Origin of the sequence: Pseudomonas viciae, assembly GCF_004786035.1 — a bacterium.
Lineage (GTDB): Bacteria > Pseudomonadota > Gammaproteobacteria > Pseudomonadales > Pseudomonadaceae > Aquipseudomonas > Aquipseudomonas viciae.
In genome coordinates this window covers 5,388,605-5,402,744 of record NZ_CP035088.1, presented here as the reverse complement: position 1 = coordinate 5,402,744, position 14,140 = coordinate 5,388,605, and the positions used below count along the sequence as shown (strand labels likewise).

The 14,140-nt window shown below is 61.8% G+C and carries 11 protein-coding genes; 10 read left to right on the top strand and 1 reads right to left on the bottom strand.

Going from position 1 to position 14,140, the window contains the following annotated elements; translation table 11 throughout:
- Nucleotide 1: 1 nt before the first annotated feature.
- Nucleotides 2-913 (bottom strand): LysR family transcriptional regulator, encoded by a 912-nt coding sequence (locus EPZ47_RS23910; RefSeq protein ID WP_135846984.1) that lies wholly within the window; start codon nucleotides 911-913, stop codon nucleotides 2-4.
- Between the two features lie 327 nt (nucleotides 914-1,240).
- On the opposite strand from EPZ47_RS23910, the gene EPZ47_RS23905 reads away from it, so the two are divergent.
- From EPZ47_RS23905 to EPZ47_RS23860, 10 genes are all read left to right on the top strand, one after another.
- Nucleotides 1,241-2,179, top strand: a complete 939-nt coding sequence (locus EPZ47_RS23905) for a VOC family protein (protein WP_135846983.1) — start codon at nucleotides 1,241-1,243, stop codon at nucleotides 2,177-2,179.
- Between the two features lie 15 nt (nucleotides 2,180-2,194).
- Nucleotides 2,195-2,578, top strand: coding sequence for a Rieske (2Fe-2S) protein (locus tag EPZ47_RS23900; RefSeq protein ID WP_135846982.1), 384 nt, complete (start codon nucleotides 2,195-2,197; stop codon nucleotides 2,576-2,578).
- A gap of 157 nt (nucleotides 2,579-2,735) precedes the next feature.
- Nucleotides 2,736-3,860: an FAD-dependent oxidoreductase gene (locus EPZ47_RS23895; RefSeq protein ID WP_135846981.1), complete on the top strand. Its 1,125-nt coding sequence runs from the start codon at nucleotides 2,736-2,738 to the stop codon at nucleotides 3,858-3,860.
- A 128-nt stretch (nucleotides 3,861-3,988) separates the two neighbouring features.
- Entirely contained in the window at nucleotides 3,989-5,668 is a 1,680-nt protein-coding gene (locus EPZ47_RS23890) for a DUF1302 domain-containing protein (RefSeq protein WP_135846980.1), read from the top strand.
- A gap of 12 nt (nucleotides 5,669-5,680) precedes the next feature.
- Entirely contained in the window at nucleotides 5,681-7,045 is a 1,365-nt protein-coding gene (locus tag EPZ47_RS23885) for a DUF1329 domain-containing protein (RefSeq protein WP_135846979.1), read from the top strand.
- 71 nt (nucleotides 7,046-7,116) lie between these two features.
- Nucleotides 7,117-8,220 carry a YCF48-related protein gene (locus EPZ47_RS23880; RefSeq protein WP_135846978.1) on the top strand — a complete coding sequence of 368 codons (1,104 nt, stop codon included), beginning with the start codon at nucleotides 7,117-7,119 and terminating at the stop codon, nucleotides 8,218-8,220.
- Between the two features lie 4 nt (nucleotides 8,221-8,224).
- Nucleotides 8,225-10,753, top strand: a complete 2,529-nt coding sequence (locus EPZ47_RS23875; RefSeq protein WP_135846977.1) for an efflux RND transporter permease subunit — start codon at nucleotides 8,225-8,227, stop codon at nucleotides 10,751-10,753.
- A gap of 126 nt (nucleotides 10,754-10,879) precedes the next feature.
- Nucleotides 10,880-12,082, top strand: coding sequence for an MFS transporter (locus EPZ47_RS23870; RefSeq protein ID WP_135846976.1), 1,203 nt, complete (start codon nucleotides 10,880-10,882; stop codon nucleotides 12,080-12,082).
- 49 nt (nucleotides 12,083-12,131) lie between these two features.
- Entirely contained in the window at nucleotides 12,132-13,169 is a 1,038-nt protein-coding gene (locus EPZ47_RS23865) for an aromatic ring-hydroxylating oxygenase subunit alpha (protein WP_135846975.1), read from the top strand.
- Nucleotides 13,169-14,125 (top strand): PDR/VanB family oxidoreductase, encoded by a 957-nt coding sequence (locus tag EPZ47_RS23860; RefSeq protein WP_135846974.1) that lies wholly within the window; start codon nucleotides 13,169-13,171, stop codon nucleotides 14,123-14,125. The genes EPZ47_RS23865 and EPZ47_RS23860 overlap by 1 nt, the downstream gene beginning before the upstream one ends.
- Nucleotides 14,126-14,140: the final 15 nt, after the last annotated feature.

Below are 14,140 nucleotides of genomic sequence, written 5' to 3'. Positions count from 1 at the left end.
GCTACTGCTCCAGCTCATTGATGATTTGACTGATTTTCGCTCGCAGCCAACGGTGCATCGGATCCCCGTCCATGGTGCGATGCCAGAGCATGAACTCACGCATCACCGGGATTTTCACCGGCGGCTGCAAGATGCGCAGCGGCAGGTAGTTGGCGTAGAGCCTGGCCATGCGCTGGAGCATGGTGGCGACGCGTTGGGTGCCGACGATCAACTGCGGCAAGGTGTTGAAGTCGTGGGTCACCACTTCCATGCGACGCGTGAAACCGTACTGGGCCATCAGCCATTCTTCGACGCTCAGTTGTCGGTTGCGACCAAAAATCACCGAGACATGACCCATCTCGATGTACTGATCGAGGGTGATGCTATCGCCCACTTGGGTGTTGCCGTCCCACACAACGCAAACGTGCTCTTCTTCGAACAGTAACTGCGATGGGTGGCCTTCAATGAGATAGCGCTCAGGCACGATCATCATGTCGGCCTCGCCGCGCATCAGCAGCTCGGTTGAGGTGTCGCCGGGGCCAAGCAGCTCGAAGGTGATGTGCGGAGCTTCCAGGGAGATCTTCTGGATCACCCGGGCAAACAGGACGCTGATCAGATAGTCCGAGGTGATCAGGCGGAAATGGCGCTTGCTGGTGGCGGGGTCGAACACCGGTTTGGCGGTGATCGAGGACTGGATCGTCAGCAGTATCTGGCGCACTGGCGCCGCCAGTTCACGGGCATAGGGCGTGGGCTGCATCTTGCGCCCGACCTGCGCCAGCAGTTCGTCTTCGAAATAGACCCGCAGCCTGCCCAGTACGCCGCTGGTGGCGGATTGGGTCATGTGCAGGCGTTCGGCGGCGCGGGTGATGTTCTGCTCTTCCAGTAACACATCAAGCGCCACCAGGAGGTTGAGATCCAGGTGGTTAAAACGCATGGCGGTCTCGATTTTTGTATTTATTTTGTAAATACCTTCCGACCTTCCTATCGCGGCGTCAAGCCCCGTGAAGAGGTGCGTCGACCGATGTCTTTGCGATTTTTCACGTCGTTTGGCGCTGCGCAGCCAGGTATCGCGTTTACCGATAGGTCGCATCCCGACAAGCGATTAGTCAGTGCGTTTTCGCCACTTCAGTATCGACCCACAGTCGGTTGGCCGTGACGCTTGATCGACTCCAAGACCCGCCTCGGCAGCGCTTCGCCTGGCACGGCTCCCGTAAGCGGGGTGCTGGCCTGCGCTGAATAATTACAATGGAGTGGTAACTCAATGAACATCATTGGCCTTGATGCCTTGATTTTTGGCGTCGACGACATTCAAGCCTGTACCCATTGCCTGCGTGACTACGGCCTGCAACCTGTCGATGTCGACAGCGAGGGCGGTCGTTTTGAAGCCCTCGACGGCACTGCCGTGATTATCCGCCGGGCTGACGATGCCAGTCTGCCGGCGGCCATCGGGCCTGCACCCTCGATTCGTGAAACCATCTATGGCGTGGCCAGCGGTGCGGATCTCGAGGCCATCGCCGATGAGCTGGGGCGCGATCGCCTGGTGATCCGTGGTGCCGATGGCTCCGTGCACAGTGTTGACGATATGGGGTTCGCCATTGGTTTTCAGATCAGTGTGCGGCGTCCGTACAGCGCGCCAGCCGACCTGACCAATGCGCCGGGCCATGCCCCCCAGCGCCCGGTCAATCAACCGGGTATCACCCCCGATATGCAGGCCCTGCCGCGCACCCTGTCTCATGTGGTGTATTTCGTGCCGGATGCGCTGAAGGCCGAGGCCTTTTACAAGCGCCTGGGCTTCATGACCACCGATACCTTCGTTGGTGCTGGCCCGTTCATGCGTCCAGCCGGTTCCGATGACCATCATTGCCTGTTCATGATCCAGACGCCACCGCACATGAAGGGTTGCGAGCACTTTACCTTTCACATGGGCAGCGGCACGGAAGTGCTGCTGGCCGGGCGACGCTTCGAACAGCAAGGCTGGACCAGCTTCTGGGGCCCAGGCCGTCACCTCTTTGGCTCCAACTGGTTCTGGTACTTCAACAGCCCATTGGGCTGCCACATCGAATACGACGCCGACATGGACAAGCACGATGATGCCTGGCAAGCGCGTCAGGCGCCTTTGTCGGCGGATAACTCGCAGCTGTTCCTGTTCACTTCCCGGGAAAAATGGTTCCCGAGCGGTCCGCCGCCCAAGCAGGCCTGAGTGCGGAGTTTGTCCATGAGTCTCGACGCCCTTGCGCTATGTCGCCTGGATGAATTGCTCGAAGGGCAGGCCCGCGGATTCGATCCTCTGGACACAGGGAAGGACAGCGTGTTTGCCCTGCGCCATGGCGGCGAGGTGCGGGTCTATCGCAATAGTTGCCCGCATCTGCAGGTGCGCCTGGAGTACCGCAAGGATCGTTTTCTCAGTGTCGATGGCAGCCAGATTGTCTGTTACGCCCACGGTGCCCGGTTCCTTCCGGACAGTGGCCTGTGCATCTACGGACCGTGCCTGGGGGAAAGCCTGAGTGCTCTGCAATGGCATGCGGAGGCTGATTGGCTGGTGCTCGAAGCGGGTCAATTGGAGGCGTGTGCACCTGAATCAACGTATCGCGGTTGCTGATACATCGTATCCCTACATGCGATTAGTCAAACGCCTGCTTTGCCGAGAAAGTGAGCACAACGCGGTAGCGAATGCGTGCAGAAACAGCCGGTAGTGAGGCCTCGGATCGCTCCGGCAGAAAGCTTGCGTGAATAACAAGAATAAGAGTGAGACAAGCATGAAAGCAGTGAAAAAAGTGCTTATCGTCGGTGGTGGTATCGGTGGTCTGTGCGCCGCGATCGCTTTGCGTCGCCAGGACATCGAAGTCGAACTTGTCGAGCTCAAGACGCAATGGACAGTCTACGGCGTCGGCATCATCCAGCAGAGCAACGTCGTGCGTGAGATGGCCAAGTTGGGTGTGTTGGACGGCTACCTGGATGCTGCCTACGCGTTCGAGGATGTGACCATCAATACCACAGCGGGTGAACAGCTGGCGCGAATACCCGGCCAGCGCCTGGCCGGCCCCGAATACCCGGCCAACGTCGGCATCTCGCGCCTGGCCCTGCATCAAGTCCTCTGCGAAACCACCATTGCCCTGGGTGCCTCGATTCGCCTGGGCCTGAGCGTGCAAACCCTGGAGCAGGTGGACGAGGGCGTTGATGTGCTGTTCACCGACGGCAGTCGCGGTTGTTACGACCTGGTCGTGGGGGCCGATGGCCTGTACTCGCAAATGCGCGGTTTGCTGTTCGGCGAGCAGTACCGGCCGCGTTTCACCGGCCAGTCGGTGTGGCGCTACAACTTTCCACGCGCCGCTGGAATCGATCACCTGGCTACCTTCCAAGGCCCTGCTGGCAATGCCGGACTGGTGCCGCTGGGTCGTGACCAGATGTACATGTTCGTCACCTCCCATGAACCCGCCAACCCCCGGATGGATGCCGCCACGCTGGCGACCCAGATGCGCCAGCGCCTGAGTGGTTTTACCGGGCTGATCGGTGAACTGCGCGAGCAGATCCTCGACAGTGACCAGGTGGTCTACAAGCCGTTGGAGGTGGTGTTCGTCAGTGAGCCCTGGTACCGCGGCCGTGTCGTGCTGATTGGCGACGCGGTGCACGCCACGACGCCGCACCTGGGCCAGGGCGCTGGCATGGCCATTGAAGATGCTGTCGTGCTCGGCGAAGAGCTGGTCGCCGGTGGCAGCGTCGAACAGCAGCTCGAACGCTTCATGGCGCGCCGATACGAGCGCTGCAAATTCATCAGCGAAAGCTCGGTGCTGGCCGGTGACAAGGAAATGGCCCACGACAGCAGTTTCGACCGGATCGGCCTGGTCAGGCGGATGCTCGAGGTCACGGCAGAGCCCATCTGAGGCGCCGGCAAGACTGAATTCGCTCTCCCATGGATGTTTCATGCCTGTGCAGGCTTGGCCCGGTTGGACTGCGGGCGCCGTTTCACCAGAAGAGCTGACATACAACAACAATAAAGAGGGTTACTTCGATGGCTACTCGCAAGATCGCTGCGTCGCGGCGCGTCCCCTTCACCCTGACCCTGGCGGCCAGCCTGGGGCTTGGCGCTTCGGTTGCCCAGGCCTTTCAGATCGATACCGGCAATCCCGATCTCAGTTTGCGCTGGGACAACACGCTCAAGTACAGCGCGGCCTGGCGCCTGAAGGAGCCCAGCAGCAAACTCAGCGAGGGCCAGACGGCGCTGAACCAGAATGACGGCGATCACAACTTCGGCAAGGGGTTGATCTCCAATCGGCTGGATATTCTTTCCGAACTGGACATTGGTTTTCACAACTTCGGTGCCCGTTTGAGCGGTGCCGCGTGGTACGACACCGTCTACCAGGACCGCAACGACAACAACGACGCGGCCAGTGCCAACCAACGTTCGGTGGGCTTCGACGAGTTCACCAGCGACACCCGTCAACTGCACGGTGGTGACGGTGAACTGCTGGATGCCTTTGTCTATTGGAACGGTGAGTTGGCCGACCGTGCCTTATCGATTCGCGCCGGGCGCCACGGCCTGATCTGGGGCGAGAGCCTGTTTTTCGGCGGCAACGGTATTGCCGGTGCCATGGCACCGGTGGATGTGGTCAAGGCGCAATCGGTGCCCAACACCCAATTCAAGGAAATCACCCGGCCGGTCAACCAGCTCTCGACCGCCTACCAACTGACCGACGATGTGTCATTGGGCGCCTTCTACCAGTTGGAGTGGGAAGCCACTCGCTTGCCGGGCGCCGGCAGCTACTTCTCCACCAGCGATACCATCGGCGACGGCAATGAACGGCTGATCACTGGCGGACCGTTTCCGGATTTCCTGGGCGGTAATGCCAATAGCCCGGCTGCGTTTTTCCATGGCAAGGACAAGAAAGCCAGGAGCTCCGGTCAGGGCGGCCTGCAGCTCAAGTACAACACCGGGACGACGGACTACGGTCTGTACGCGCTCCAATATCACGAGAAAACCCCAACGTTGTACTTGAAGCCGAATGCCACCGGGCCGGATTTCGGTACTGGCAAAGTCGGCGAGTACTCCTGGGTCTATCCGGAAGATATCCGTGTCCTGGGGGCCAGTTTCGCCACCTCCGTGGACGAGTACAGCTTTGCCGGCGAGGCATCGATGCGCTGGAACATGCCGTTGGTGTCCAACGCCCAGACCGTCCTGCCGGGCGTCGAGGCGGACAACAACGATGATGCCCTGTACGCCGTCGGCCGTACGGCTCACGTCAACCTCAACGTCCTGGCATCGCTGGGCCCTTCCTTCGTCGCCAATGAAGCCAGCCTGACAGGGGAAGTGGCCTGGAACCGCCTGCTCGCCGTGACCAAGAACCGCGCAGCCCTTGATCCTAACGCCACCGACGACGCCCTGGGCCTGAAACTGGTTTACACGCCCACCTATCGCCAGTTCTTCCCGGGCGTGGATATCAGCGTGCCGCTGGGCATCAGTTATTTCCCCATGGGCAAGTCGGCTGTGATCAGCGGGTTCGGCCCCGACAGAGGGGGGGATATGAACATCGGTGTCTCCGCCACCTACCTGGACCAAGTGACTGTGGGGCTGACCTACACCCACTTCTACGGGCCCGAGGACACCAGCCTCAACGCCGCCAACCAGTTCAATTACAAGCAGTCGCTGAAGGACCGGGATTACCTGGCTTTCTCCGTCAAGACCACGTTCTAAGAGGATTTGCGCATGACCATTCAGTTCACTCTAAAGGCCTTGTGCTTAACCCTGCTGGCCGCCGCCGCGCCGATGGCCTTGGCCGCCAGCGCCGAACAAGCGGCCGCGCTGGGCAAGACCCTGACGCCCTTCGGTGCCGAGAAAGCCGGTAATGCCGACGGCAGCATTCCGGCCTGGGACGGTGGCTACACCAAGGTTGATCCGGCCTACACACCGGGCGGCAAGCGCGGCGATCCGTTTGCCGCGGACAAACCTTTGTTCAGCATCACCGCGCAGAACGTGGCGAAGTACGCCGACAAGCTCAGCGACGGCACCAAGGAGCTGTTCAAGCGTTTCCCGGACACCTATCGCATCGACGTCTATCCGACCCGGCGCACGGCGGCCGCGCCACAGTGGGTCTATGACAACACGTTCAAGAATGCGACCCGCGCCAAACTGGTCGACAGCAGCGCCGGCCTGATCCCTGACGGTGCCTTTGGCGGGATCCCGTTTCCGATTCCCCAGAATGGTACCGAAGCCATTTGGAATCACTTGCTGAACTGGCGCGGCACCTCGGTGGCGGGGCATTTTCGCCATTATCTGATGACGGCCGACGGTAACCAGGTGATGACCAGCGACGGCCTGTTGACCCAGGAAATGCCCTACTACTTCGAGGAAGGCAGCCCTGAAAACTACTCGGGTGATTATTGGCAGGTGCGCTTTGTCAATCTCGGCCCGGCGATTCGTGCCGGCGAGCAGATCCTGGGGCGCGAGAACATCAACGGCGACAAATCCCAGGCCCATGTCTATCTGAGCGGCCAGCGCCGGGTGCGCACGCTGCCCAACGCTTGCTGCGATACCCCTACGCCGTCCACTGCCGGGGTCATGTCCTTCGACGAACTGTTCGTGTGGCAGGGACGTACGGACCGGTTCGACTGGAAACTGGTGGGCAAGCAGGAAATGTATGTTCCCTACAACACCAACAAGATGCAGGCCGCCGCCCAGCCGCAAGACCTGTTCGCCAAGCACCATCTGAATCCTGACTACGTGCGCTGGGAGTTGCACCGCGTCTGGGTAGTCGAGTCGACGTTGGCCGCCGGCAAGCGTCACCAGTTGCCCAAAGGTCGCTACTACCTCGACGAAGACAGCTGGCAAGCCCTGCTCGGCGACCGTTGGGACGCCAGCGGCCAACTGGCCAAGACCCTCTGGTCCCTGCCTTCCGTACTGCCCGACTTGCCAGCCGTGGTGCAACTGTCTGCCGGTTTTTATGACCTGACTTCGGGGGCGTGGTTTATCCAGAACGTCTACGCCGGATTGCCGGAGCAGTATCACGCGGTCGATCGCTACAAGGCCTCCGAGTTCTCGCCAGCGGCGATGGCCGGGCGCGGCGTGCGTTGAGTCTGAGCTGAGCGTGAAGGGCAGGCCTGTCGGCTTGCCCTTGAGGTGCGAGTGTTTTTCCGAGGTAGGTTATGAACAGAATCAGTCAGGCGGGCACTGTGCTCTTGGCCCTGTATTTGCCCTTCGCCACGAGCGTGTGCCTGGCCGGGCCGGCTGCGGTGGACGTGCCGCTCAGTACCCCGGCCATGCGGGTACCGGCTGCGCAGAACAGCGTATTGATCGACCTGGCGCGTGCCGGCACACGTCTGGTGGCCGTGGGCGAGCGCGGCCTGGTGCTGCTCTCCGACGACAATGGGCAAAGCTGGCGTCAGGCCTCGGTGCCGGTTTCGGTCAGCCTGACGGCGGTGCAGTTCGTTGATGCGCAAAAGGGCTGGGCCGTCGGTCACGCGGGCGTGGTATTGGCCACGCGTGACGGTGGCGAGCATTGGACGCTGCAACTCGACGGCGCCCGTGCGGCCCAGCTCGAACTGGACGCAGCGAAGGCTGACCAGCCCAACGCTGCCAACCCGGATGACGCATTGGCACGCGTACAAAGTGCCGAGCGTCTCGTCGCCGATGGGGCGGACAAACCCTTCCTGGCGTTCGAGTTCATTGATGCCCAACACGGGCTGATCGTCGGCGCCTACGGGCTGGCGCTGTGGACCTCCGATGGCGGTGCCACGTGGCAGTCGCTGATGGGGCACATCGCCAACCCGAACGGGATGCACTTGTACGCCATCAGTCACCAAGGCGCGCGCTGGTTCCTGGCGGGCGAGCAGGGTTACCTGGCGCGCTCGGATGACGACGCGGCTTCGTTCAGCCAGTTGGAAAGCCCCTATGAAGGCAGTTTTTTCACCTTGCAGAGCCGCGCCGATGGCGCCTTGCTGGTTGGCGGCCTGAGGGGCAATGCCTTTATCTCCAATGACGGTGGCGAAAGCTTCCAGCGCCTGTCAGTCCCCATGCCGATTGCCTTCAACGACGCCACCCGCCTGGCCGACGGCCAGGTGTTGCTGGTCAACCAGGGCGGCGCACTGTTTCTCAACGGTGAGCAGACCGGGGCGGCGCTGCTGCCACTGGGCAAGCCCTTGGGTAAGCCTGTTTCAAGTCTGATCGAGGCCGCCGATGGCAGCCTGGTCGTTGCCGGTTTCACCGGGCTGCAGCGTATTGCGCAGCCGTCCACTGCCGCTTCGGAGTGAGGTTATGACGTCCCCTGGTAATTTCCCCCAGTCTCCTGCGAATGCGTTCGATGACTTTGATCCGCGTTCCGGCTCGGTGCTTGAGCGAGCACTGTTCAACCATCGCCTATGGGTGTTGCTGCTGTGCCTGGCGACCACGCTGGTGCTGGGTTGGCAGTCCAGTCGTGTCGAGCTCAACGCCAGTTTCGAAAAAATGATCCCCACCCATCACCCCTATATCGCCAACTACCTTGAGCACCAGAAGGAGTTGAGCGGGCTGGGTAACGCGGTGCGCATCGCGGTGGTCAACAAGCGGGGCGACATCTACGACAGCGCCTACCTCAAGACCCTCCAGGCGTTGAGCGACAAGATCTATCTGCTGCCCGGTGTCGACCGTGCGTACATGAAGTCGCTGTGGACGCCGGCCACGCGCTGGGTGGCGGTGACCGAAGCAGGCCTGGACGGTGGGCCAGTCATTCCGGATAACTACGATGGCGGCGCCGCCAGCCTCGCGGCACTGCGACGCAATGTGCAACTGTCCAACGAAATCGGCCAGTTGGTGGCGTTCGACCAGGCATCGAGCATCATCCATGTGCCCCTGCTGCAGCGCACCCCCGACGGCCAACCGTTGGACTACACCAGGCTGTCGCAACAACTGGAGTCGCTGCGCAGCCAATACCAGAGCGATAGCATCGACATTCGCATCACCGGTTTCGCCAAGAAAATCGGTGACCTGATCGCCGGTCTGCGGCAGATCCTGATGTTCTTTGCCGTGGCCATTCTGATCACCGCCGTGGTGCTCTACTGGTACACCCGCTGCATCCGCAGCACCTTGCTGGTGGTGTTCTGCTCGTTGGTGGCGGTGGTCTGGCAGCTCGGCCTGCTGCCGCTGCTGGGCTATCAACTGGATCCCTATTCGGTGTTGGTGCCGTTCCTGGTGTTTGCCATTGGCATGAGCCATGGCGCACAGAAGATGAACGGCATCATGCAAGACATCGGTCGGGGCATGCACCGTGTGGTCGCCGCGCGTTTCACTTTCCGCCGCCTGTTTCTCGCCGGTCTCACCGCGCTGCTCTGCGACGCGGTCGGCTTTGCGGTGCTGATGATCATCAAGATCCAGGTGATCCAGGATCTGGCGATGATCGCCAGCATTGGCGTGGCCGTGCTGATCTTCACCAATTTAATCCTGCTGCCGGTACTGCTCTCCTATGTTGGTGTCAGCCGCCACGCTGCGCGACTGAGTCTGAAAAGCGAGCACGCTGAACAAGCTGGCCAGAGTCGCCACGGGTTCTGGCGTTTCCTCGACCTGTTCACCCAGCGTCGCTGGGCTGCATTGTGCATTGCGCTGAGCCTGGCACTGGCTACCGCCGGCTTCGTGGTCAGCCTGCAATTGAAAATCGGTGATCTGGATGCGGGCGCACCCGAGCTGCGGGCCGACTCGCGCTACAACCAGGATGATGCGTTTCTTACCCATCATTACGGCGCCAGCAGCGATCTGTTCGCGGTCATGATCAAGACGCCCGCCAGCGCCTGTTCGCGTTACGACATCCTGCGCAAGGTCGATGCGCTCGACTGGCAATTGCGCACCTTGCCAGGGGTTGATTCGACCAATTCGCTGGCGCTGCTCAATCGCCGGATGCTGGTCGGCCTCAGCGAAGGCAGCCCGAAGTGGTACGAGCTGCAGAACAACCAGGCAATGCTCAACATGGTCACCGCCGGGGCGCCGCGCGGGCTGTACAACGAAGACTGTAGCCTGCTGACACTGTACGTCTACCTCTCCGACCACAAGGCGCAAACGCTGACCCGCCTGGTGGAGCACGTCGAACAGTTCGCCGCGGCGAACAATACCGACGAGGTCCAGTTCCTCCTGGCCGCAGGCAATGCCGGGATCGAGGCGGCGACCAATATCGTGGTCAAGCAGGCCAATCGCGAAATGCTGTTCTGGGTCTACGGCGCAGTGATCTTGCTGTGCCTGATCACCTTCCGCTCCTGGCGCGCGACGATTTGTGCGGTGATCCCGCTGATGCTCACATCGATCCTCTGCGAGGCGCTGATGGTCTGGCTGAACATCGGCGTCAAGGTCGCGACCCTGCCGGTGATCGCCCTCGGCGTGGGCATCGGCGTCGACTATGCGCTGTATGTGATGAGCATCCTGCTCGGCCATATGCGCCAGGGCACCAGCTTGTCGCAGGCGTATTACCAGGCACTGCTGTCCACCGGCAAGGTGGTGATGCTGACCGGTGTGACCCTGGCGATCGGCGTGGCCACCTGGATGTTTTCGCCAATCAAGTTCCAGGCTGACATGGGCGTGCTGCTGGCCTTCATGTTCGTCTGGAACATGGTCGGTGCGCTGGTTCTGTTGCCGGCCCTGGCCCACTTCCTGTTGCCAAGCAAGCGGGTGTGCAAGGGACAGGCCGAGCACCAACCCTGGGATGAAAGCCATGGCCTGACGAGTGTGCCGCAGGTGCCCGTCACCGCCGAGCAGGTAACCAGGGTGCAGCATTCAGCGTGCAAGAAAACAGTCTCTGCGGCGGCTAATCCGGTCGCGCCATAACAACAAGAAAGGACGTTGCCATGCCTCGTATGTATCTGTTCCAGCAGCCTCTATGGCTTGACCTTATAGCCGGCCTGAGCGCCTTCGGCATGGCGTTCTGCGCAGCCCAAGCATCGGAGGTGGACGATGAGTGTTGAACGCCAGGCCGGTTTGCCACAGTCGTTGTTGCTGTTGCTCGGCAGTTGCCTGCCGGTGCTCGGTGCGGTGCTGCTGGCCCCCATACTGCCGCGGATGCAGGAGCACTTCGCGGATACACCGGGTGTGGCCGTGCTGGTGCCCATTGCCCTGACGCTCCCGGCGTTGATGATTGCGCTGTTGGCACCCGTGGCCGGGATCATCGCCGACCGGCTCGGGCGCAAGCCATTGCTGATCGGCGCGATGTTTCTCTACACCGTCTGTGGCGTGTTGCCGCTCTGGTTGGAGTCGCTGCAGGTCATCGTTATCAGCCGCGCCGGTATCGGCGTGGCCGAGGCGGCGATCATGACCTGTTGCACCACGATGATGGGCGACTACTACAGCGGCGCGCGACGTGAACGCATGTTCGCCCTGCAAATGGTTGCGACCTCGTTGTCGGCGGCGATTTTCATTTCCGTCGGCGGCGTGCTCGGCGAGCACGGCTGGCGCACCCCGTTCGCCCTGTATGGGGTGGGGCTGGTGTTCCTGCCACTGATGCTTTGGTTGCTGTGGGAGCCACGCGCACATGTCGTCACGGCGACAACGGCGGTGAGGAGGGCATTCCCCTGGCGCCCCCTGGCACCGTTGTATGCCCTGTCATTCCTGGCCGGCTTGAGCCTGTTTATCGTGCCGGTACAAGTCGGTTACCTGCTCAATCTGCTGCATGTCGAAGGGTCGCAGCAGATCGGCATGACCATGGGCGCCAGTCAGTTCGGCGTGCTGGTCGGCGCCCTGAGTTTCCGTCTGTTCAGGGGGGTAGCGGCGTACCGACAGGTGCTCCTGGCCTTCGTCGCGGCCGGTATCGGTGGCGGGTTGCTGGCGGTGGCCGACAGTCATGGATGGGTGGTGATCGCCGTGCTGATCAACGGCCTGGGCATCGGCTTGATGATGCCGACTCTGCTCACCTGGATCATGGCCCAGATCGACTTCCAGCAGCGTGGTCGCGCCGCCGGCGGCTTCACGGCGATGTTCTTTGCCGGTGAGTTCGCCAGCCCGCTGGTGGTGCTGGCGATTACCGGTGGGGTGAGCAGCGCTTTGCCTGCTGCGCTGGGGATCGTTGCGGCCTTCCAAATACTGGTGGCCTTGGCATGCATTCGGTTGCGTGGCCGCGGGGCAGCTTTTCCCGCCTCTGTCGCCGTGGACCCTGAGCGCTGATCTGGCCCATTCGACGTTTTATCAAAATAAGAACAACGAGGAGAACATCATGAGTTATTTGCTCAACACCTGGTACATCGCTGGGTGGGCAGACGAGCTGGCGCCAGGGGGGATGCTGGGCAGAACCATTGTCGAGCGCCCCATTGTGTTCTTTCGCGACAGCCAGGGCACCCTCCAGGCTCTGGCTGATCGCTGCCCTCACCGTTTTGCCCCGCTGCACATGGGCAAGATCGTCGGCGACAGCGTTCAGTGTCCGTATCACGGCTTGCGTTTCGATGGCAGTGGCCAATGTACGGACAATCCCCACGGCGATGGGAATATCCCCAAGGCCGCCTGTGTTCGTTCCTTCCCCGCCGTTGAGCGCCATGGGGCGATCTGGGTCTGGCCTGGCGACCCGGCCCTGGCCAGCGATGCGCTGATCCCCGATTTTTCCTTTTTTGAGCAGGCACTCCCCCATGCCAAGGGACATGGGTATTTGCCAACCCGCGCGCACTACGAGCTGCTGTCCGACAACATCATGGACCTGAGCCACGTTGATTTCCTGCACCCCGATACGCTCGGTGGGGGAGCGTTGTCACGCACGCGCGCCAGCATCGAGGAGTTGCCCAACGATCGCGTGCGCATCAGTTGGTGGGCGCCTGATGACGTTCCCCCGCCGGCTTTCGGCGCTCATCTTGAAGACCCGACTCGAGCGGACGTGTGGGCCGAGGTCATCTGGCACGCCCCTGGCCTGATGCTGCTGGGCAGCGGCGCCACTGCGCCAGGGCGCCCGAGGGAGGAGGGGCCCGTGACATGGAACCTGCATCTGATGACCCCGCAGGACGCGGCGAATACCCATTACTTCTTCGCCAATACGCGCAATTTCGAGCAGCACAATGAGCAGTTGAATGCCTTCATCCAGAACATGTTGATCGGCATTTTCGCCGGTGAAGACAAACCCATGGTCGAGGCACAACAGCGCCAGATTGGCGAGGTTGATCTGCTCGGCCTCAACCCTGTGTTGCTGCCAGTCGATGCCGGGGCCGTGCGTTGCCGACGGGTTCTGCGCCGATTGATCGCCGCCGAGCAGTCAGTGGGTACCCCGTGATGATCGAGGTAGTCGTTACCCGCAAGCATCGCGAAGCCGAAGGCATCTACAGTTTTGAACTGGCCCCGGTAGAGGGATCCATGCTGCCTGCTTTCAGTGCCGGCTCGCATATCGACGTGCACCTGCCCAATGGCCTGGTGCGCCAGTACTCGCTGTGCAATCACCCGGAAGAATGCCACCGCTACCTGTTGGGCGTGTTGCTCGACCCGGCGTCTCGCGGCGGTTCGCAGGCCATGCACGAACACGTGCACGAAGGCAGCCGGCTGCGCATCAGCGAGCCACGCAACCTGTTCCCGCTGGAGCATGCGGCGGGGTACAGCGTGCTGTTCGCAGGCGGTATCGGTATTACCCCGATCCTCTGCATGGCCGAGCGCCTGGCGCGGATCGGCGCACCTTTTGAGCTGCACTACTGTGGTCGTTCGGCCGGGCGCATGGCTTTTATCGAGTACATCCGCCATTCGCCATTCGCCGACCGTGTGCATGTCCATGTGGACGATGGCGAGGAGTCCCAGCGTCTTGACGCCGCCCAGGTTTTATCCATGCCAGCCGATGACCGTCATCTGTACGTCTGTGGCCCTAACGGCTTCATGGAACACGTGCTCGGTACGGCGCGCGAGCGGGGCTGGGCCGAGGCGCAATTGCACCGTGAGTACTTTGCCGCCGCCGCCGCAGCCCCGGCCAGTGAGGCGGGGGGCTTTGAGGTGCAGCTCGCCAGTTCGGGGCTGTGTCTGCAGGTACCTGCCGATCGCAGCGTGGCGCAGGTGCTGCTGGAGGCCGGTATCGACATCCCGTTGTCCTGCGAGCAGGGCATCTGTGGCACCTGTATCACGCGCGTGCTGGAAGGCGAGCCGGACCACCGCGACATGTTCTTGACCGATGCCGAACGAGCCCGCAACGACCAGTTCACGCCGTGCTGCTCGCGTGCCAGGAGCGCCCGACTGGTGCTCGATCTTTAAGGTTTTTTCATGAAT